At 55.9% G+C, this 21278-nt stretch carries 14 protein-coding genes and 1 riboswitch; of the genes, 10 read left to right on the top strand and 4 right to left on the bottom strand.

Features of this window, described 5'->3' with window-relative positions:
* Nucleotides 1–50: 50 nt before the first annotated feature.
* From NST43_RS21180 to NST43_RS21150, 7 genes are all read left to right on the top strand, one after another.
* The gene (locus NST43_RS21180) at nt 51–2345 is read left to right on the top strand and encodes a glycoside hydrolase family 3 N-terminal domain-containing protein (protein WP_339219206.1); all 2295 of its coding nucleotides are present in this window, start codon (nt 51–53) and stop codon (nt 2343–2345) included.
* 17 nt (nt 2346–2362) lie between these two features.
* Nucleotides 2363–5512, top strand: a complete 3150-nt coding sequence (locus NST43_RS21175; protein ID WP_339225490.1) for an alpha-mannosidase — start codon at nt 2363–2365, stop codon at nt 5510–5512.
* 20 nt (nt 5513–5532) lie between these two features.
* Nucleotides 5533–6852, top strand: a complete 1320-nt coding sequence (locus tag NST43_RS21170; RefSeq protein WP_339219204.1) for a glycoside hydrolase family 125 protein — start codon at nt 5533–5535, stop codon at nt 6850–6852.
* A 38-nt stretch (nt 6853–6890) separates the two neighbouring features.
* A complete protein-coding gene (locus NST43_RS21165; protein ID WP_339219202.1) occupies nt 6891–7889 on the top strand; it encodes a glycoside hydrolase family 130 protein in 999 nt (332 codons plus the stop codon).
* Nucleotides 7890–7895: 6 nt separating this feature from the next.
* A complete protein-coding gene (locus NST43_RS21160) occupies nt 7896–10679 on the top strand; it encodes an alpha-mannosidase (RefSeq protein ID WP_339219201.1) in 2784 nt (927 codons plus the stop codon).
* Nucleotides 10680–10708: 29 nt separating this feature from the next.
* Nucleotides 10709–12199: a glycoside hydrolase family 20 protein gene (locus NST43_RS21155; RefSeq protein ID WP_339219200.1), complete on the top strand. Its 1491-nt coding sequence runs from the start codon at nt 10709–10711 to the stop codon at nt 12197–12199.
* A gap of 491 nt (nt 12200–12690) precedes the next feature.
* Nucleotides 12691–13578 carry a PhzF family phenazine biosynthesis protein gene (locus NST43_RS21150; RefSeq protein ID WP_339219199.1) on the top strand — a complete coding sequence of 296 codons (888 nt, stop codon included), beginning with the start codon at nt 12691–12693 and terminating at the stop codon, nt 13576–13578.
* A 22-nt stretch (nt 13579–13600) separates the two neighbouring features.
* On the opposite strand, the gene NST43_RS21145 is transcribed toward NST43_RS21150, so the two are convergent.
* Complete coding sequence (locus NST43_RS21145) at nt 13601–14188, bottom strand: NAD(P)H oxidoreductase (RefSeq protein WP_339219197.1); 588 nt, start codon at nt 14186–14188, stop codon at nt 13601–13603.
* A 169-nt stretch (nt 14189–14357) separates the two neighbouring features.
* Here NST43_RS21145 and NST43_RS21140 point away from each other — a divergent pair, with 169 nt between their 5' ends.
* The 3 genes from NST43_RS21140 to NST43_RS21130 are packed head-to-tail and all read left to right on the top strand — an operon-like array spanning nt 14358 to nt 16706.
* Nucleotides 14358–14729 carry a helix-turn-helix domain-containing protein gene (locus tag NST43_RS21140; RefSeq protein WP_209984855.1) on the top strand — a complete coding sequence of 124 codons (372 nt, stop codon included), beginning with the start codon at nt 14358–14360 and terminating at the stop codon, nt 14727–14729.
* Between the two features lie 36 nt (nt 14730–14765).
* Nucleotides 14766–16208 (top strand): cardiolipin synthase, encoded by a 1443-nt coding sequence (gene cls / locus NST43_RS21135; RefSeq protein WP_339219195.1) that lies wholly within the window; start codon nt 14766–14768, stop codon nt 16206–16208.
* A gap of 48 nt (nt 16209–16256) precedes the next feature.
* Nucleotides 16257–16706 carry a DUF1877 family protein gene (locus tag NST43_RS21130; RefSeq protein ID WP_339219193.1) on the top strand — a complete coding sequence of 150 codons (450 nt, stop codon included), beginning with the start codon at nt 16257–16259 and terminating at the stop codon, nt 16704–16706.
* 29 nt (nt 16707–16735) lie between these two features.
* Here NST43_RS21130 and NST43_RS21125 read toward each other — a convergent pair whose 3' ends face one another.
* From NST43_RS21125 to NST43_RS21115, 3 genes are all read right to left on the bottom strand, one after another.
* Nucleotides 16736–17170 (bottom strand): GNAT family N-acetyltransferase, encoded by a 435-nt coding sequence (locus tag NST43_RS21125; RefSeq protein ID WP_339219192.1) that lies wholly within the window; start codon nt 17168–17170, stop codon nt 16736–16738.
* A gap of 296 nt (nt 17171–17466) precedes the next feature.
* On the bottom strand, nt 17467–19812 hold the full coding sequence (locus NST43_RS21120; protein WP_339219191.1) for an MMPL family transporter: 2346 nt from the start codon (nt 19810–19812) through the stop codon (nt 17467–17469).
* A gap of 29 nt (nt 19813–19841) precedes the next feature.
* A complete protein-coding gene (locus NST43_RS21115; protein WP_339219189.1) occupies nt 19842–20459 on the bottom strand; it encodes a TetR/AcrR family transcriptional regulator in 618 nt (205 codons plus the stop codon).
* A gap of 615 nt (nt 20460–21074) precedes the next feature.
* Nucleotides 21075–21257, top strand: a riboswitch (cyclic di-AMP (ydaO/yuaA leader).
* Nucleotides 21258–21278 lie beyond the last annotated feature (21 nt).

Here is a 21278-nt window from a genome sequence, read left to right as displayed (position 1 = left end):
TGAATGCAATTTTATATAGAATGATACCTACAGGAGAGGGTGGAGCCAGGATGTTATATAGAGACCGTACACAGCCCGTCAAGGAGCGGACGAAGCATCTGCTCGGGCTGATGACGCCGGAAGAGAAGGTCGGCCAGCTGGTACAGCTGTTCGGGTGGCAGACCTATGATCATACAGATGGAACGATTGAACTGACTGAAGAATTCAAGCGCCAGATCCGCGAAGGCGGTGTCGGCGCATTATACGGAACCCTGCGGGCCGATCCCTGGACAGGAGTTACACTGGAGAGCGGGCTGGATGCGCGGGCCGGAGCGGAGGCTGTGAATTCGATCCAGCGTTATGCGCTGGAGCACTCGAGGCTGGGCATTCCCCTCATGATTGGCGAGGAATGCTCGCATGGGCATATGGCCATTGGGGCCACGGTATTCCCGGTTCCGCTGCTGATCGGCAGCACCTGGAATGTGGACCTGTACCGGGAGATGTCCCGGGCAGTTGCGCGGGAGACCCGTGCTCAAGGCGGAGCCGTGACGTATTCCCCTGTGCTGGATGTGGTGCGTGATCCGCGCTGGGGCCGGACCGAGGAATGCTTCGGGGAAGATCCGTATCTCATCGGTGAATATGCCGTAGCATCGGTGGAAGGACTACAGGGCGAACGGCTTGACAGCGCGTCCAGTGTGGGAGCGACCCTCAAGCACTTCGTAGCCTATGGCAGCTCAGAGGGCGGCCGCAATGCCGGTCCGGCACATATTGGCAAGCGGGAGCTCCTCGAAGTCGATATGTACCCATTCCGCAAAGCGGTGGAAGCCGGTGCGGTCTCCATCATGCCGGCCTATAACGAGATTGACGGAGTACCTTGTACCACGAACCGGGAGCTGCTGGAAGAGATTCTGCGCGGCGAATGGGGCTTCCAGGGCATGGTCATTACTGATTGCGGCGCGATCGATATGCTGGCCTCGGGCCATGATACAGCGGACAGCGGGGAGGATGCAGCCGTACAGGCACTCACCGCCGGAATTGATATGGAGATGTCTGGCGTCATGTTCGGCGGATATCTGCTGGAGGCACTGCGCTCCGGGCGGCTCGACGAGAAGCTGGTAGATCAGGCGGCAGCGCGTGTGCTGGAGCTGAAGTTCCGGCTGGGCCTGTTTGAACAGCCCTATGCCGATCCCGATGTGGCAGAGCAGGTAATCGGCAGTGCAGAGCATGCGGAGCTGGCACGTAGCGTGGCGGCAGAGGGAATTGTGCTGCTGAAGAATAACGGAGTGCTTCCGCTGTCTAAGGACAAGGGGACGGTTGCGGTTATCGGGCCGAACGCGGATATTGGCTACAATCAGCTTGGCGATTACACCTCCCCTCAGCCGCGTGACCGGGTGGTTACAGTGTTGGCCGGGATACGGGCCAAGCTTGCCTCGCAGCCGGAGCGGATAGGTTATGCGCCGGGCTGCCGGATCAAAGACAGCTCCACCGAGGGCTTCGAGCTTGCGCGTAAGGTAGCAGCCGAAGCGGATATCATTGTGCTGGCCCTGGGCGGGTCGAGTGCCCGTGACTTCGGCGAAGGCAGCATTGATCTGCGGACCGGAGCCTCGAAGGTGACGGAAAATGCACTTAGCGATATGGATTGCGGCGAAGGCATCGACCGCATGTCGCTTCATCTGTCCGGCGTTCAGCTGGAACTGATGAAGGAACTGAAGGCGCTCGGTAAGCCGGTAGTCGTCGTGTATATCAACGGCCGTCCCATTGCCGAGCCGTGGATCGATGAGCAGGCGGATGCTATTCTGGAAGCCTGGTATCCGGGGCAGGAAGGCGGCCACGCCATTGCCGACATTCTGTTCGGGGATGTCAATCCGTCCGGCAGGCTGACCCTCTCCCTCCCTGAGGATGTAGGACAACTGCCAGTATATTACTTAGGCAAACGTTCCCGGGGAGTACGCTATCTGGAAGGGAATTCGCAGCCGCGTTATCCGTTCGGCTTCGGACTCAGCTACACCGAATTCAGCTATAGCGGACTACAGGTAGAGCCAGCGGTGATCACAGCAGACGGAACGGCTGAGGTTACAGTGGAAGTGGAGAATACAGGCTCCCGCAGCGGTGCGGAGGTCGTGCAGCTATATATTTCCGATCTGGTCAGTAAGGTGACTAGACCGGCCAAGGAACTCAAGGGCTTCCGCAAAATCGTGCTGGAGCCGGGAGAGAAGCAGAAGGTGAGCTTCACGCTGAGTGCAGAGCATCTGAGCTATATCGGGACGGACTATAAGCTGGTGGTCGAGCCGGGAAGCTTCCGCATCGGTGTCGGCAGGAATGTGAATGATACGCTGGATACCGATCTTGCGGTCATGGAGGACTAAAGATGGAGCAGATAAACATCGAACGGATTAACCGGTTCATTCGGGAATGTTCGCAAGCGCAGTGGCTGGAATACCGGGTGCTTAATGACTGGAAGGTCTTCTCCACCGTCTACCGGCAGCCTGGCCACTACGACGAATCACAGCCGTATTCGGGCAGTGAATCGTTCGGATTGTTTCCGAGCGTGCAAGGCACCACCTATTACTTCCGCACGACCCTGGATATCCCGGCGGATTGGACCGATGCGGATACCGGGTTAATCTTCCACTCCGGCGGCGAAGGGCTGCTGCGTGTGAACGGAGCCTCGCAGCAGGGGATTGACCGCAATCATACCTATGCCACGCTGAACCCGGAGACGGGCGGCAGACACCCTGAGATTGAGATTGAGCTCTATGATCCGATCCCTGAGCCGGATGATCCGCTCAATAAGCAGGCGGTCATTCAGCCGCCAGTCCGGTCGATCACCGCAGCGCTTGTCAGAGTGAACCTGCCTGTACAGTCGCTGATGTACACCGTGACCGTCATCCGGGATTCAATGCTGCTGTTGCCGGAGCAGGACTTCCGGCGCGTCCGCATGCTGGAGGCGCTGCATCAGGCGATGGATGCTTATGTGAATTTGGGACCGGCAGGCGCGGTGGACAGCAGTGGAATACAGGCGATTGAGCAGGAGTTGGCGGCAAAAGTAAAGGCCATCGGCGGCAACAGCGAAGGCTTCATTCATATGATCGGGCAGTCGCATATCGACATCGCCTGGTTATGGCCTACCCGGGAGACGGTGCGGAAGACCAGCCGGACCTTCTCTACGGTACATGCCCTGATGGAGGAGTACCCGGAATACCGCTATGCCCAGAGCCAGCCGCAGCTATTCGCTTATCTGAAGGACAATGATCCCGAGCTGTACGCGAAGGTGAAGGCGCGGATTCAGGAAGGCCGCTGGGAGCTGGTCGGCGGCATGTGGGTCGAGCCGGATCTGAATATTCCGAGCGGGGAATCCCTGATGCGGCAGATGCTGTACGGGCAGCGCTTCTACCAGGAGGAGTTCGGACAGCAATCCGAGATTGAATGGCTGCCGGACACCTTCGGCTATTGCGCTTCCCTGCCGCAGATCCTGAAGCACGGCAAGGTCCGTTACTTCATGACCACGAAGCTCGGCTGGAATGACACCAACCTGTTCCCGTATGATCTGTTCCACTGGGTCGGCATCGACGGGACAGCGCTATTATCTTATATGAACCATGGCGTGAATGAGAATACGCTGCCGAAGGATATCCACGAGCACTGGCAGTCCTATCGTGAAAAAGCCGTTCACAGCGAACAGATGCTGCTCTACGGACACGGAGACGGCGGCGGCGGCGTGACGCGGGAGATGCTTGAATACCTGTCGCGCTCGGAGCTGATGGTCGGTCAGCCTGCCTCCGGCTACAGCACGGCGGCAGATTTCTTCGCCGGCATCGAGCAGGCAGCACCGGAGCTGCCGGTCTGGCAGGGCGATCTCTATCTGGAGCTGCACCGGGGAACCTATACGACCCATGCACGGAACAAGCGCAATAACCGCAAGGCTGAAATTTTGTACCGGGAAGCGGAGCTATGGCAGACTCTGACTGGACACCAGCTGACCCCGCAGCGGCGGGAAGAGGTAGGCGAGGCCCTGCATGAAGGCTGGAAGCTGATTCTTCTGAACCAGTTCCATGATATAATCCCCGGCTCGTCGATTCCCGAGGTCTATGAGACTTCGGATAAGGAATACAAGAACATCTTCGCCCTTGGGGAGGGCAGCCTGAAGTCCGTCATGGAGGCAGCCGTATCGGATATTGATACCCGTGGAGAGGGACAGCCTTATGTCATCCTTAACGGCTTGGGCTGGACCCGGGATATGGTGGCCGAGCTTGCTTTTGCTCCTGGAGCAGCGCTAACCGCTCCGGCTATATATGACGGGAACGGAACACAGCTTCCGGCAGAGATGACTACAGAAGGAAAGCAAATGGTGCTGCGTGTGCGGGTGCCGGAGGTTCCGGCATTCGGGTATGCAACCGTATGGCTGCGGGAAGAGGAGCAGCAGGGTGCGGACGCATCGGATGCAGGCAATAACTCAATTTCTGCGGCGGACTCCGCTACGTTCGATGATCGCTGGGAGACCGGCTACTACCGGCTCCAGTTCAATGAGCTGGGCGAGATTATCAGCCTGTACGACAAGGAAGCCGGGCGTGAGATTGTGAAGTCCGGCGAAGCGCTGAACCGGCTGCATTTCTTCCATGACCGTCCGATTCTATGGGATGCCTGGGATATCGACAGCCGTTATGAGGAGCAGCCTGCCGGAGCAGCAGTTCTGCTGGAGAAGCGGCTCATGTCCGCAGGTCCGGTCTGCGATGTGCTGAGCTTCCGCTGGAGTCTAGGCCAATCGGAAATACACCAGGAGCTGATCCTGTACCACACCGACAAGCGGATCGACTTCAAGACAAAGGTCCAGTGGCACGAAGCCCACAAGCTGCTGAAGGTTGGCTTCCCGATTGATGTAGTGACCAGCAAGGCTACTTATGAGATTCCGTTCGGCGCACTGGAGCGGACCACGCACCGCAACACGAGCTGGGAGCAGGCGCAGTATGAGGTCTGCGGGCACCGGTATGCTGATGTGTCGGAGCATGACTATGGCGTCAGCCTGCTGAACGACTGCAAATACGGTTACGACACGCAGGGCAGCACCATCCGTCTGTCTCTGCTGCGCGCACCGCGCTGGCCGGATCATTCGGCCGATCAGGGAGAGCATGAATTCACCTATTCGCTCTACCCGCATACCGGAGACTGGCGTTCGGCGCATACCCAGCGCAAAGCCGCTGAGCTGAACCATGCTTCGTATGCTGTAGCCTGTGAGGCAAGTAAAGGCCAACATCCGTCCACTGGTTCTTTCCTTTCCTACGAAGGGAAGCAGGTAGTGCTGGATACCGTCAAGCTGGCGGAAGACGGAAGCGGCAGCATCCTCCGGCTGTATGAATCAGCCGGTGGACGCGAGACCGTGCGGATCAGCTGGCCGCTGCCGCACTCGGCTATCTATCTGTCCAATGCGCTGGAGGAAGAGACCGAGCTGCTGCCGGATGAAGACGGCATGCTGACGCTGGCCTTCCATCCGTTCGAGATTAAGACGATTAAGATTATTCATCCTACTATAGATTAAGCGAGAAGGAGACTACTACCTTGGAACAATTCAGACTTCCCCGCATCGAGATGCCGGAGCTTACGCTGCCGTCATCCATTCAGGCCGTGCTGGCCGACGCCGAAGCGAAGCTGGCCCACCGGCCTAAGCTGCAGCGCCTGTTCCGCAACTGCTTCCCGAATACACTGGAGACCACTACCAAGCTGCTTGATGACGGAACCACCTTTGTCATTACGGGGGACATCCCCGCCTGCTGGCTGCGCGATTCGGTGGAGCAGGTCATTCATTATGTGCCTTTTGCCGCGGAAGATGCTGACCTGCAGCGGATTATCGGCGGGCTGATCAAGCGCCATACGGAGTACGTGCTGATCGATCCTTACGCCAACGCGTTCAATGAATCGGCCAATGACTGGCACTGGAATGCCGCCGATGTAACGGAGATGTCGCCTTGGGTGTGGGAGCGCAAATTCGAGATCGACTCGCTGTGCTTCGTGATCCGGCTGGCCCATGCTTACTGGGAAGAGACGAAGCAGACCGATTTCTTCACCTCTGATTTCAAAAAAATGCTCCGCGTCATCACCGACCTGTTCAAGCGCGAGCAGCATCATGCCGAAGAGTCCCCGTACCGCTTCACGCGGAATAACGGGATTATGGAGGATTCCATCCGTAACGGCGGCCTGGGAATGCCTGTGAATTACACCGGCATGATCTGGTCCGGCTTCCGCTCCAGTGATGACGCCTGCGACTTCCATTACAACATTCCGGGGAACATGTTCGCCGTGGTGGCGCTGCGGCAGATGCAGGATTTTGCCGAGTGGGTCTTCCGGGACCTGAATTTCCTGGCTGAGCTGAAGGAACTGGAGCAGGAGGTCGATCACGGCATCAAGCTGTACGGCACCTACCGCCATCCTGAATTCGGACCGATCTACGCCTACGAGACAGACGGGTATGGCAATTACAGCCTGATGGATGACGCCGGAACGCCGGGTCTGATGTCCATTCCGTACCTGGGTTATTTGAACAATGACGATCCGGTCTACCAGAATACGAGACGGTTCGCGCTGAGCAGCGAGAATCCGTTCTACTTCGAGGGCAAGGCCGCCAAGGGAATCGGCAGTCCTCATACCCCTGCGGGCTACATCTGGCATATGGCGCTGTCGATGCAAGGCATCACGGCAGACAGCAAGGAAGAGCGGCTGGCGGTGATTGCTATGCTGGAAGCGACCGATGCCGATACCGGCTATATGCATGAAGGCTTCCACGCCGACGATCCGTCCGTGTTCACCCGCAAGTGGTTCGCCTGGTCGAACAGCTTGTTCTCGCAGCTTATTTTGCGGGCGCTGAAGGAAGATATTCTCTAAGACAAACATACTTTTTCACAGATAAAGGAGACCTGATCATGAGTACAATTATTGGAGAAGCACTACCGAACATTCCTTGGCAGGAGAAGCCTGAAGGCACGAATTCCCCGGTATGGAGATATTCCGCTAACCCGATCATTCCGCGCAACGCCATTCCGAACTCGAACAGTGTGTTTAACTCGGCGGTCATTCCTTTTGAGGGCGGCTTTGCAGGGGTGTTCCGCTGTGATTCGCGGTCGGTCAGCATGGATATCTTTGCGGGATTTAGTGAAGACGGCGTGAACTGGAACATCAATCATGAGCCTATCGTATTCGAGGGCGATGAAGAGATCATCAAGCGCGAGTACCGCTATGATCCACGCGTCTGCAAGATTGACGACCGATATTATGTATCCTGGTGCAATGGCTATCACGGCCCAACGATTGGACTAGCGTACACATTCGATTTCAAAACCTTCCACCAGCTGGAAAATGCCTTCCTGCCGTATAACCGCAACGGAGTGCTGCTCCCGCGTAAAATCGGCGGCAATTATGCCATGCTCAGCCGTCCGAGTGATACCGGGCATACGCCGTTTGGCGATATTTTTTACAGTGAGAGTCCTGACCTTACCTTCTGGGGCAAGCACCGCTATGTGATGGGTACGGTGGATGGTGATGCTTCGGCATGGCAGTCCAAGAAGATTGGCCCCGGTCCGATTCCGATTGAAACTGACAAGGGCTGGCTGCTGATCTATCACGGCGTTATCAACACCTGTAACGGATTCGTATACCGCATGGGTGTCGCGCTGCTGGATCTGGATCAGCCTTGGAAGGTGAAGGCCCGTTCGCGCAACTACATTCTCGGCCCGGAAGAGCTGTATGAGTGTGTAGGCGATGTGCCAAATGTAACATTCCCTTGCGCGGCATTGACTGATGCGGCTACCGGGCGGATTGCCATCTATTACGGCTGTGCGGATACCGTAACAGGACTGGCGTTCACGACTGTGGATGAGCTGATCAGCTATATGGATGAATATCCGCTGGAGATTGAGGGGTAACAGGTTATGACCAAACAACAGACGGCACATATTATCTCGCATACGCACTGGGACCGGGAATGGTATTTGCCTTATGAACGCCATCACATCCGGCTGATTGAGCTGGTGGACACTTTGCTGGACACGCTGGAGCAGAACCCGGACTTCCGCAGCTTTTTCTTCGACGGCCAGACAATTATCATCGAGGATTATCTCCAGGTCCGCCCGGAGAACCGGGAGCGGCTGGTACGGCAGATCCGTGAGGGCCGGATATTTATCGGACCTTGGTACATTCTGCAGGATGCTTATCTCACCAGCCCGGAAGCCAATGTACGTAACTTACAGCTAGGACATCAGGACGCGGCAGTCTATGGGGAAGTGTCCAAAATCGGTTATTTCCCGGACACCTTCGGCCTGACCGGACAGATTCCGCAGCTTATGCAGCAGGCTGGCATCACTAACGCCTTCTTCGGGCGCGGAGTGAAGCCTACGGGCTTCAACAATATGGTCTCCGATGACGGCTATGAATCCTCGTTCTCGGAGCTGGTCTGGGAAGGGCCGGACGGCTCGCAGGTGCTGGGCATCCTGTTCGCCAACTGGTATTCCAACGGGAATGAGGTTCCCGTGGATGAAGAGGAAGCACGCCGCTTCTGGGAGCGCAAGCTGGGCGATGCCCGGCAGTATGCGGCGACCGATCAGCTGCTGTTCATGAACGGCTGTGATCACCAGCCGCTGCAGACCGACCTGCCGGAGGCCATCCGCATGGCGGAGAAGCTGCACCCGGAGGTCAACTTCGTTCATTCCAACTTCCCGGACTACATCCGGGCTGTGGAAGCTTCGCTGGCTGGACGCAGCCTGTCCACGGTGAAGGGCGAGCTGCGGAGCCAGCGCACGGACGGCTGGGGCACGCTGGTCAATACCGCTTCCGCCCGGGTATATCTGAAGCAGCTCAACCAACGCGGCCAGGCCATGCTGGAGAAGGTGGCCGAGCCGTTGGCCGTTATCGCGGGACTGCACGGCGGGGAGTATCCGCATCATCTGCTGGATTATGCGTGGAAGACGCTGCTACAGAACCATCCGCATGATTCCATCTGCGGCTGCAGCGTGGATGAGGTGCACCGCGAGATGGTTACCCGCTTCGACAAAAGCTATCACACGGCCGAAGGTATTGTGGAAGGCAGTATGCAGGCCATCACCGCAGCGGTGGACACCTCCGGCTTCGCCGCTTACGGCGAAGAGGCACTTCCGCTCATTGTAACGAATACCAGCGGCTGGAGCCGCACCGGTACCGTGACCGTGGAGCTGGATGCAGCCCGCCAGTATCTGCGTGACGGTCTGCCGCTGGATGAGAATGCCCGGCGGATGAAGGCTGTTGAGCTGGACGGACGGGTCCTGGTCGATGAACAAGGCCAGCCGATTCCTTGTACGGTTGAGGATCTCGGCTTGTCCTTCGGCTATGATCTGCCAGATGACCGATTCCGCCAGCCTTATAGCTGCCGCAAGGTGCGGCTGACCTTCGAGGCGGCGGCTGTGCCTGCCTTAGGGCTACGCACCTATGCCTGGGTTCGCCCTCTTGGAGCGAACGCCGCTGATGTTGCCGGAAGCGCTCCGGCGGCGAACCTGGAAGCTATGGCTTCCGTTCCGGCTTCGCTGGTTCACGGCGCGCGCGTGCTGGAGAACGATACGCTGCGGGTAGAGGTTATGGCTGACGGCTCCTTCACACTGGAGCATAAGCCGAGCGGCAAGATCTACCGTGACCTTGGTGTCTATGAGAACACAGGTGACATCGGGAACGAATATATGTACAGACAGCCTGCGGGCGAAGTACCGCTGACGACTCTCGGCCTTAACGCAGATATCGCTGTTATTGAAGATACGCCATACCGGGCTTCCATCGAAATCGCCCGTGAATGGGAGATTCCGGCTTCGGCCGATGCCCTGCTGGAAGAAGAGCAGCGGGCGCTGGTCTATTACCCGGAGCGGCTGGCGCAGCGCGCTGCCGCCACGGTAACCTTGAAGCTGCGGACCGTCTTAAGACTGGAACGCAACGGCAAAGGGCTGGAAGTGAAGAGCTTCATCGATAATGCGGCTAAGGACCACCGTCTGCGGATGCTTTTCCCTGCGGATCTGGCCGCAGTCTCACACCGCGTAGATTCGATGTTCGAGCTGGCGGAGCGTCCGAACGAGCCGGCGCCGGAATGGCAGAATCCTAGCAATGCGCAGCATCAGCAGTGCTTCGTGGATGTTGCCGGGGAGAACGTAGGCCTGACGGTCGCTAACCTCGGATTACATGAATACGAGATTCTGCGGGATGGCCGCAATACGATCGCCGTGACGCTGCTCCGCAGTGTCGGTGAGATGGGTGACTGGGGCTGGTTCCCTACGCCTGAAGCCCAGTGCCTGGGAGAACAAACAGCAGATCTGCTGCTCCTGCCGCATAGCGGGGATGCCGTAACCTCCGGTGCCGCTGCTGCTGCCTACCAGTTCCAGATTCCGTGGACCTGTGCGCAGGCAGAGGTTCATGCAGGGTCAATTCCCGCCGTATATTCGGCTGTCCACTGGAGTGGCGGGACTGCTGCGTTCTCCTCTATGAAGCTGAACAAAGAGCGCGGCGATGTGCTGCTCCGCTGGTTCAACCTGACCGCTGAACCTTGTGAGCTGGAGCTGGAATCCGCGCTGCCGGCCGCTGCCTTCTATACTTCGAATATACTGGAAGCAGAAGGTGAGGAGCTTCAGCCTGAAGGAAACGCCTCGCTTAAGCTTCCGCTTGGCGGGCATGAGATTACAACGGTTGGCATCCGGCTGCGCTGATCCAGGCGAAGGGGAAGAGGTGGGATAATATGGATAAACCATTAGATAAGTACTCCTCGAATAACGGCCCGCTCACAGTTGTGCAGCAGCATATATCGGCGGCATCCGGGGAGCCATGGCGTCTGTCTGCAGAGTCCAGGGTTCGGATTGCAGACAATGCCAGATCAGAGGATAACAGGGTTCTGAATGACACCCTCTTCATTGTTCTCACGGAATTCATTGGCAGTCTGACGCCGGCGGATCAGCTTATGGCTGTTCTCTATGGACAGTGTGAGTCAGCCGCTTCAGGAGATATCGTCATTGAGCTCATGGAGCATGAAGCAGCGGGCCACTTGGACAGCCAGGAAGCTTACGTCATTGACATCGGACGTTATGCGAAGATTACCGCGTCAAGTGAACGGGCGGTGATGTATGGACTGCGGATGCTGCTGCAGAGGCTGGCGGCAGACGGCTTCGTGCCTTGCGGAACCATGAGCGATTCTCCTGCAGTGGCGGAACGGGCGCTGCATATCGACATCGGCCGTAAATTCTATACCGAAGATTGGATCTTGGACAGAATCAGAGAGATGTCTCAGCTCCGGCTCAATACGCTGCAGCTTCATTTCTCGGAGAACGAAGGCTTCCGCTTGATGAGTGAGAGCCATCCCGAGGTAGTGTCGGAGCAAGCTCTAACCAAACAGGAGATGGCAGCCATTATCCATGCCGCCCGGCGGTATCATATCGACATTATCCCTTCACTGGATTCACCGGGGCATCTGGGACAGGCGCTCCGCACTCATCCCGAGTGGTTGCTTAAGGATGCAGCCGGAGCCCCGGCTCCGGGGGCGCTGGATATTACGAATCCAGCTGCCCGCCAGTTCGTGCTGGAGTTGATTGACGAATACGCCGAGTTGTTTGCGGGCAGCCGCTATTTTCATATTGGCGGGGATGAATTCATCAACTTCGCGGAATTCGATAAGTATCCGCAGCTCGCCGAGTATGCCCGGAATGTGCTGAACATCAGCGGCGGAACGGGCGTGGACACGTATATTGATTACCTTAATGAGGTCGCTGAGCATCTGGAGTCGAAAGGCTGGACGGTCCGCGCCTGGAATGACGGCCTGTACCGTGCGGATCAGACCCAGCGGGTCGCGCCCAAGCCGTCCATTCAAATCACGTATTGGACCAAGTGGCACCCGATGATGGCCCCGGTGGAAGACATTCTCTCCAAGGGTCATCAGGTGATCAACTACAACGATGGCTACTTGTATTACGTGCTGGGTGAACATGCGGGCTATACGTATCCGACAGGCGAGAAAATCCGCGCCTCCTGGCATCCCGGCCTGTTCCCGGCCCGTACCGGGGAAGCTAAGCAGGAGTATACTGGAGTGTATCCGCGTGAGCTCATCGGCACCACCTTCTCCATCTGGAGTGACAAGCCGGAGGCGCAGACCGAAGCGGAAGTGGCGGCAGGCCTCCGCGGCCCGCTGCGGGCGATGGCGGAGCTGGCTTGGTTGGGGAAGCAAGATGCGGCTGAGTAGACAAATCGAATAGCTTTCTATGATTGCAGCAACGGATATCGTCCTATTTAGTCTTTAGGAGATCCGTTGCTGTTTTTGTGTGTGAATGCGAAAAACCGAACACAATGAGCTAGCGCGGGGTTCGTGGGAAAAATGTAAGCGAAAAACCGATCACAATGGGCAGGGACGGGATGCGCGGGCCGAATGTATGCGGAAAACCGAACACAATGGGCAGGGGCGTAGGCGCTTGGTCCAAATGTAATCGAAAAACCGACCACATTGGGCGTGGCGGGGGCGCTTGGTCCAAATGTAATCGAAAAACCGACCACATTGGGCGTGGTGGAGGCGCGTGGTGCAAATGTAATCGAAAAACCGACTACATTGGGCACACGCAGCGTCCAAGGACCGAATGTATGCGGAAAACCGAACATATCATAATGCCTAAATATCTTAAATTCACTTTATATACATTTATGCTATCATATTACTCAAAAAAGACAGGCGGTGCAGGTGTGCAGAACATCAAAGTCTATCATTACGATGCGTTCAGCAGCATTCCGAACAAGGGGAACCCGGCAGGGGTTGTCCTGGACGGCGAGGGTCTCACGGAGCAGCAAATGCAGGAGGTCACAGCGAAGGTGGGTTTCAATGAGACGGCGTTTCCGTTAAAATCCAACCTGGCGGATCTCAGAATCCGCTATTTTACCCCAGGGCATGAGATTAATCTCTGCGGCCACGGGACCATGGCGTTATTGTATGCCATGAAGACAAAGGGGCTGCTTGGAGACGCCAGAGAGCTGACCATTGAGACCAAGGCAGGAATCTTGCCCATCCGCTTCACAGAAGACCACGGCGGATTTTATATGACGATGAGGCAGGCCAGCCCGCAGTTCCAACCCTTCAACGGATCACTTGAAGACCTGGCCCGCTTGATCAGCCTCGAACCCTGTGATATAGACGGGACGCTCCCCGTGTTGTACGGCAGCACCGGAACGTGGACCTTACTGGTCCCGATCACAAGCCTTGACGCCTTCACCCGAATGCAGCCGGACAACAAGCGGTTCCCTGAGGTGCTGAAGGAGATGCCCCGCTCGTCCATTCACCCGTTCTGCCTGGAGACGTATGATCCTGAGGCACATATGCACGCCCGCCATTTCTCCTCCCCCTTCTCAGGGACGGTTGAGGACCCGGTTACTGGCACCGCCTCCGGGGTGATGGGGGCTTATTATTCCAGGTACATCGGCGGACAAGGACAAGCCTCCTCCTTCGAGCTGCTGATTGAGCAGGGCCTTGAGATCGGCAGGGACGGTAGAGTGCAGGTGTCCGTGTCAGATAACGGCAACACTATAGAAGTGACTGGCAACGCAGTTTATGTTAGTGAATTTGATGTGATGCTGTGATTTCCCTCATTCCTGTGATGTGTCAGTTCTCCCCCTTGCCATAATGTAATCCCGCCTGATAGGCCTGTTCAAGCAGTGCTTCATAATGCGCGGGCGGCGAATCCAGGGTCTCGTAAAAGAATTCGACCTTGGAGTCTGTGATTCCGCAGTAATCGGCAATTCCCACGTTCAGCAGACGTGTGGTGGCCTCATCATAATTACGTTTCTTCATCTGCTCCTCCGATACGCCTGCCAGAGCCAGCCACAGGGCACGATAACCATGCAGGTTACTTGTGCCGTAGGCAACCCTGTTGTTCAGCACCCGGTCGATATACCCCTTCAGCATGGCCGATAGATGCCACCACCACAGCGGAAAAACAAATGCCAGGCCGTCATGCTGCCGCAACCGCTCCATTTCCCGCTCTAATTCAGGAGAATAGGGCTGTTCCTGTTCACCTGCGGTCATATTGAGTTCCTCCCTCCCCTGCAGAACAGGGTCAAAGCCAATTCCATGCAAATCCAATATCTCATAGCCGTGTCCGGCTGCGGTAAGTCCCTCTGCGAAACGGCGGGCGACCTGGAAGGTCAGGGAATCTTGTCTTGGGTGCGATACGACGATTAATACGCTCATGCTTGTATCTTCACTACCTTTCTTAACAGCAGGTTTGTAGCCATGTTCCGTGGCTGATGCTATTATAAACAGGAATAAAATAATCTGGAAGTACGCACTTTGCTGTTCTATAGGAAGGTGTATGTTCCATAGGAACTTTGAGGTACCCTACATAATGGAGGCAGAAGCAATGACTGAACAGAATGGCGATAGCGTTCCCAAAAAGTACAAAGTAGGCGTTGAGGCGGCGCTGGAAGTGATGGGCGGCAAGTGGAAGCCGTTAATTATCTACCATCTTATGACCGGACAGAAGCGCACCTCCGAGCTGCTGCGGCTCATTCCCGGCTTAACCCAGAAGGTGCTGACCGCCCAGTTAAGAGGCCTGGAGAGCGATGAGATTATCTCGCGGACCATCTACCAGGAGATTCCACCCAGAGTGGAGTATGAGCTGACGGCCTACGGCTGGGGGCTGAAGCCCGCGCTGGACCTGTTATGCTACTGGGGAGAGGAGCACCTGGACAGGATTCATGGCGACAGGTCCAAGGTGCTGGAGGATTTTTAGGCAGCAGAGAGAGACAGAGAGGAAAGGGGTAAGAGCATGGAGTTTGCAAGTCTAACCACAGTCGTTACCCTCATTAACATCGTTCTGGCACTGGGCTTTCTGTTCATTGAGCGCAGGGAGGCGGGGTATACCTGGGCTTGGCTGATGGTGCTGTTTTTCATCCCGATTCTGGGATTTGTCTTGTATATCTTTTTCGGGCGCAATCTCAAAAAGAAGAATTTCTACAAGCTCTTCATCGAAGAGCAGGAATATGTCCAGGCCGAAGCGGACAAGCAACTGGCGGCCTTTGCGGAAGGGGTGGATGACAGGTCGCAGCTGATGCAGAACTATGCCCAGCTCATCAACATGAATATCCGCTCGTCGCACGGCCTGTTATCCAGCGATAATGAGATTGTCATTTACAGTGACGGCCACCAGAAGTTCGCCGCGTTGTTCGAGGATATCCGCTCCGCCCGCGCAGAGATCAACATTCAGTATTACATCATTCAGCCGGACCAGCTCGGCACGAAGCTGAGGGACGAGCTGATCCTGAAGGCGCGTGAAGGCGTGAAGGTGCGGCTGTTATATGATGAAGTCGGCTCGAAGCGGATTTCACGGCATTTTTTCAGGGAGCTGCGTGCAGCAGGAGGGGAGGTAGAAGTGTTCTTCCCGTCCCTGCTGAAGCCGCTGAACTTCCGGATCAACAACAGAAATCACCGCAAGCTGTGTATTATTGACGGAAGCATCGCCTATATCGGCGGCTTCAATGTGGGGGATGAATATCTCGGGCAGGTTCCGAAGTTCGGCTACTGGCGGGACACTCATCTCCGGATCACCGGAAACGCAGTCAGCCATATCCAGGGCAGATTCATCCTCGACTGGCATCAGGCCGGGAGTCATGAGCGCGGGGATTACGGGGAATTCGTCTTCAACATGGAGCAGCACACAGGGACAAGCCCCGTCCAGATCATTACCAGCGGCCCCAATTCGGCGACGGAGCATCTTAAGAACATGTATATTAAGCTGATTTTGTCAGCCAAGGAGAGCGTGTATATTCAGACCCCTTACTTCATACCGGACACAAGCTTCATGGATGCCTGCAAAATCGCCCTGCTCTCCGGAGTCGATCTGCAGATCATGATCCCGAGCAAGCCTGACCATCCGTTCGTGTACTGGGCCACCTGGGCGTATGCCGGAGATCTGCTGAACTACGGGGCCAAAATCCTGCTCTACGAGAACGGCTTCCTGCACGCCAAAACGATTGTCGCAGACGGGGAGGTTGCCTCTGTCGGGACGATGAACATCGATTCGCGCAGCTTCCGGTTGAACTTCGAGGTCAATGCCATTGTGTATGACCGGGCGATTGCCGAGCAGCTCCAGGACATTTTCCTGAATGATGTCAGACTGTGCTCGGAGCTGACCGCCAAACGTTATGCGCAGCGCTCACTGATGATCAAGCTGAAAGAGGGGATTTCCCGGCTGCTGTCGCCTATTCTGTAAGGAGAGTGGAGCGTGGACAGCTGTATTTTATTGAGGGAGGAATGACAGATGGGGATGCTGGGTCAATATGTCATGGTGGATGAGGATACGTTGGAGCACATGATGGAGATGGACGGGCCGGAGCTGATGGATACGCTGGAGAAGCTGATTGAAGGCGGGAGTGAATACTACGATATCGACAAGCTGTGGGAGGAGCTGCATCTTGCGCTAACCGGAGTCTCGGCCAGTGAACCTATCGAAGGCGACCCGTTAAGTGAAGCTGTTGTCGGCGTCCATGTGTTTGAGCTGGAAGAGGAGGACGGGTTCTTCGCCTGCACGGAGCAGGATGAACTGGAGGACATTATTGCGGCGATGCAGCAGGTGGACTTGGATCAATTGAAGACGGGTGGTGTAGCGGAGGAGCTGAGAGAGGGAGTGAAGGGTGAATTTGGAGGGCTGCTGGACTTCTACGGGAAGGCGCTGGCCGCCGGGAAACATGTTATTTTCAGTGTGGCTTGAACGGGATGGCACGAAGCGCCGGGACCTCCTTAAGAGGGGGACCCGGTCTTCAGTCGTTTCTGGAGATAATATTTCGTCTGGCCTTCATGCGGACAATCCTTGATTTCACCGAAGATCTCATACCCCTGCTTCTGATAAAAATGCGGTGCCTGCCAGCTCATGGTGGTTAATTCACTAACCTTACAGCCGCGCCCCGCTGCTCTGGCTTCAAGCTCTTCCAGCAGAGCCTTCCCGAGTCCATGCCCCCTGTATCCGGGGTCAACGGCCAGCAAGTGCACGTTCAGGATATTCCAGACCAGTTCCCCGGTAATGCCGCCAACGAAGATGCCGTTCTCGTAAGCGGCGAGGGAGAGTACCTCACGCTGATAAGGCGGAATGCTGCTGTCCATGCGGCGGCTGTGTTCCTCTAGCAGTCTGGAGATTTCCTGCTGATTCTGAGCAAGATCCAGTTCTATGATGTTCATGGGTATACCTCCTTAGTATCTGAATTCAATTATAGCCATTATATCAAAATAGAGCCTGCGGACGATGCCGCAGGCTCTATTTGTACCGGGACAACGGCTGGAGTGCCGTCCGTTATTCCGGGGAGATGTACAGGTCTTGGGGTCCCGCAAAGTACCTGAGTATTCATCGAAGCCAGGTCTCCACTTTGTGTGGCGATTTTAGTGCAAATAGAAGAATTTATATGTTTTACACGATAATTTATCCTTCTATTTCTCGCTGAAACGGTACCGTCCTTACTAGGACGGCAAAGCCGTTTCTACTTGTTTTGTCCGCTCTCAGCATTCAGCTTGGCGATCAGCTTATCGCCTTCGACATCGAGATTCGGCAGCAGGCGGTCCAGCCATTTCGGCAGCCACCAGGCTTTGTCGCCGAAGACGGCCATGACGGCCGGAACGAGCGTCATCCGGATGATGAAGGCATCGATCAGGATACCGAAGGCCAGGGCGAAGCCGATCTGCTTAATCATTGCATCCGGGGCGAAGATGAAGCCGGCGAAGACGGATACCATGATCACACCTGCGGCCAGTACGACCCGGCTGGCCAGATCATAGCCGTGAATAACACTCTCCTTGCCATGGCGGCCGTGGACATAAGCTTCTCGCATCGAGCTGACGAGGAAGACCTGATAATCCATAGCGAGTCCGTACAGAATACCGGTGACCAGGATCGGCATGAAGCTCAGCAGCGGTCCGCCGGTATCGAAGCCGAACAGCGAATGCAGCCAGCCCCATTGATAGACGGCGGTGGTTACGCCGAAGGTGGCAATAATACTTAACACGAAGCCGACGGTTGCTTTGATAGGTACGATAATCGACCGGAACACCAGCAGCAGTATGATCAGCGACAGGATAACGATGATCCCGATGTACACAGGGAAGGCATCGGACAGCTTCGAGGACATATCAATATTGATGGCCGTGAAGCCGGTCACGCCAAGATTAATATTGTTGCCGGTGGTCAGGCTGGATGCTGGATCGCGCAGCTCCTGTACAAGGTCTCTGGTTGCGGTATCTGTGGGCCCTGTCTTCGGAATCAGGCTGATAATGGCGAGCTTGCCGGTGGGATTCAAGCCCAACGGGGACACGAGTGCAACGTTATCATGCATTTGCAGTTCCTGCACCAGCTTGCCTACGACCTGCATCGAGAGGGTATCAGTCGGATTCTTCGGCTCTGCTACGAGCAGGAGCGGGCCATTGAAGCCTTCGCCGAACCCTTTGGAGATGACATCATAGCTCTGGCGGGCCGGAGTATCCAGGTTCGCCGAGGCGCCGGATGGAATACCCAACTCCATCTTGGTCACCGGGATTGCGGCTGTGCCCAGAACCAGCACCACGAGTATAATGATGGCCCAGCGATATTTCACCGTAGCATTTGCCCAGCGGTGAGAGAAGCTGTTCTGGGATTTTTTGGCGGCTATGCTGTGCTTGGTCCGGGCCTTGGCGGTTACGATCCGTTCACCGACCAGGCCGAGCAGCGCAGGCAGCAGGGACAATGCCAGCAATACATTGATGAGAACACTGGCCGCAGCCACAAGTGCCATTGTCGATAAGAAGCCGATGCCAATGACGAGCATGCCGCACAGGGCGATAATTACGGTCAGACCGGCGAAGAATACAGCGCTGCCGGCGGTGCCGAGTGCCCGGCTTGCTGCTTCTGCTGCGCTTAATTTCTCATCCAGGATCAGACGGCGCTGCCGGTTCACAATGAAGAGCGAGTAGTCGATCCCTACCGCGAGACCGATCATCACGGCAAGAACCGGTGTAATATCGTTCATCTGGATCAGGCTGCCGAGGGCAAAGGCACCTCCGACGCTGATGCCGACTCCGAGAAGCGCGGTCAACAGCGGCAAGCCTGCGGCGACAACCGAGCCCAGCGTCAGGAACAATACGATGGCAGCAACGGCTACGCCGATCGCTTCCGTGGAACCAATGGCCGGCATGCTTTTGAGCGAGTCGCTTGGAATCGCGGTAATGCCTGAACCGGACTGTTCAACCTCAGTTACGGTATCGATGATATTATCCGGCACCTCCGATGGCAGAGATGTCTGTTGAACCGTGAACTGGAACTGGAATAGGGCAATACTGCCGTTAGCCGACAGCATCACGCCGGGAACGGGAGCGCCGTCAACGATCAGCGGACCGAACGGTGCTGCCTGAGCAGCAGCGGCAGGATCGGCTTGGCCCGAAACAGCGGCAGGATCGGCGGCAGCTTGCCCAGCGGCGGCGGCAGGATCAGCAGCGGCGGCAGGATCAGCAGCTGCTTGTGCTGCCAGCTCTACAGGATTGATGACATATTCCATGTTGTATACATCATTAATAGCTTTTAGAAGCAGAGCTGTACGCTCAGGCGTATCCAGACGTTCTCCGTCCGGAGCCGTGAAGGCGATACTAGCCTGGCCTCCGGCCGCAGCGGGCAGCTCTTTTGTCAGCTTATCCAGCACTTTTTGCGACTCTGTGCCTTCAATTTTCATCTCGGAGCTGGATTGAATGCCGTTGACTCCAATCAGGGTGCCTACAACTCCGAGTACAATGATCCAGACTGCAATGAAGGCCCAAGGCTTGGCATAAGCCGATTTACCTAAGCGGTATAGAAAGGTAGACATGTAGTGGTTTCTCCTCTTTATCTGTGAATTTAGAAGCCGTTGCGTAAATAAGCAAACATGGAATTCAGGTACTGATCAAAAGGCATGGCATCGGAGCCTTCGCTCTGCTGTTCACCCGGGAGCATAACATTGAGCCGTCCGTCCACTATAGGTACGAAGGCACCATAGACGGCACCAGCCAGCAGATGGGTATACCCGTCGGAATAGCGCCCGTGGGAGAACTGCTCAAGCACTTCCTGTGCTGCGATTTGCAGACGACGGAATACGCTGAGAATATAAGGCTCCAGGGATGGGTACTGATTCGCCAGCGAGACGAACTGCCGCAATTTATGCAGGAACTCAGAGGTAAATTGCAGCTGTAGCAGATTGTATAGAGCGTCCAGCGGTGTAGCATTCGCCGGAAGCCCGGCAAGCAGGGCTTTATCATCTTCTTTGTTGGCACTGCCGATGAAGTAGGCGGCGACTGCCTCCTCCTTACAGGAGAAGTAATTCGCAAAAGTCCGCCGGGAATAACCGGCCTTCTGAACAACATCATCCACAATGAAGCCGTCCATGCCATGCTCAAGCGCAAGCTCGAAGGCCGCAACGGATAAAGCGTAGGCGGTGGCTTCCTTTTTTTTGTCCCGCAGATTCAGTTTGGAATTCAAATTTCAATGTTCCTCCTTTCTCTGGGATCTATAAGCTCTATAGAATCTATAGGTTCTATTATTGCTCAAAGGGAAAGATTGCACAATGAGCATCGAGTGACGGAAATGTGAATGTTTCAAATTTGGAGTAGTGGAGTGGGGAAGAAAGGTGGGGGGTTAGGGGATTAAGGTAGGAGGGCGTGGGGAAGGGAGTGGAGTGGGAAATAGTTGTGAGGATAATGAGAAGTTAGTGGGAGGCAATTGAGTAAATGAGTGAGCAAATGAGTGAGTGAGAGTTACTGTGGGAGTAAGAGTAGGAGAGTAGGAGAGTAGGAGAATAGGAGAGTAGGAGAGTAGGAGAGTAGGAGAGTAGGAGAGTAGGAGAGTAGGAGAGTAGGAGAGTAGGAGAGTAGGAGAAGAATAGGTGAGTAAGTGAGTAGTACGTGAGAGGAAGAGTAACATTGGTGTAAACAGACGATAGCACGAGCAAATCCCCGGGCGGATAAGAGCAGAGCTGAAGAATGCGCCTTCATTCGTGAAGGGACAGCATTTTTGACTTCTTTTGTCATCCGTGAGGTTTTACATTAAATGGCTGCAGGCGTAAGATTCAATCAACAACCGAATGAAATGACACTGTTCTTGAAATGGCTGAATTCCGTAACGGGAACGGGGGAACCAACTGGTGCAAACGGCTTAAGGATTGGCTGCTGAGTACCCGGGGTGAATCCTTGCCAGTGTGCTATTATGGCTCCGGTGAGGTAGGGCAATCTCGCTGCCCGAATCCGTCAGCTAACCCCGTAAGCCTCGAAGAGAGAGGATGAGCGCCATGATCGATTAACC

The organism is Paenibacillus sp. FSL H8-0332 (genome assembly GCF_037963835.1).
In the GTDB taxonomy this organism is placed as follows: domain Bacteria; phylum Bacillota; class Bacilli; order Paenibacillales; family Paenibacillaceae; genus Paenibacillus_AQ; species Paenibacillus_AQ rhizoplanae.
Note: the sequence above shows the minus strand (reverse complement) of the source record. Positions and strands in the feature narration are given on the sequence as shown.

Bases quoted from the DNA above. Each gene is read 5' to 3' on its own strand.
- NST43_RS21180 (WP_339219206.1), top strand. From the start codon at position 51: ATGTTATATAGAGACCGTACACAGCCCGTCAAGGAGCGGACGAAGCAT.
- NST43_RS21165 (WP_339219202.1), top strand. From the start codon at position 6,891: ATGAGTACAATTATTGGAGAAGCACTACCGAACATTCCTTGGCAGGAG.
- NST43_RS21160 (WP_339219201.1), top strand. From the start codon at position 7,896: ATGACCAAACAACAGACGGCACATATTATCTCGCATACGCACTGGGAC.
- NST43_RS21155 (WP_339219200.1), top strand. From the start codon at position 10,709: ATGGATAAACCATTAGATAAGTACTCCTCGAATAACGGCCCGCTCACA.
- NST43_RS21145 (WP_339219197.1), bottom strand. From the start codon at position 14,188: ATGAGCGTATTAATCGTCGTATCGCACCCAAGACAAGATTCCCTGACC.
- NST43_RS21140 (WP_209984855.1), top strand. From the start codon at position 14,358: ATGACTGAACAGAATGGCGATAGCGTTCCCAAAAAGTACAAAGTAGGC.
- cls (WP_339219195.1), top strand. From the start codon at position 14,766: ATGGAGTTTGCAAGTCTAACCACAGTCGTTACCCTCATTAACATCGTT.
- NST43_RS21130 (WP_339219193.1), top strand. From the start codon at position 16,257: ATGGGGATGCTGGGTCAATATGTCATGGTGGATGAGGATACGTTGGAG.
- NST43_RS21125 (WP_339219192.1), bottom strand. From the start codon at position 17,170: ATGAACATCATAGAACTGGATCTTGCTCAGAATCAGCAGGAAATCTCC.
- NST43_RS21120 (WP_339219191.1), bottom strand. From the start codon at position 19,812: ATGTCTACCTTTCTATACCGCTTAGGTAAATCGGCTTATGCCAAGCCT.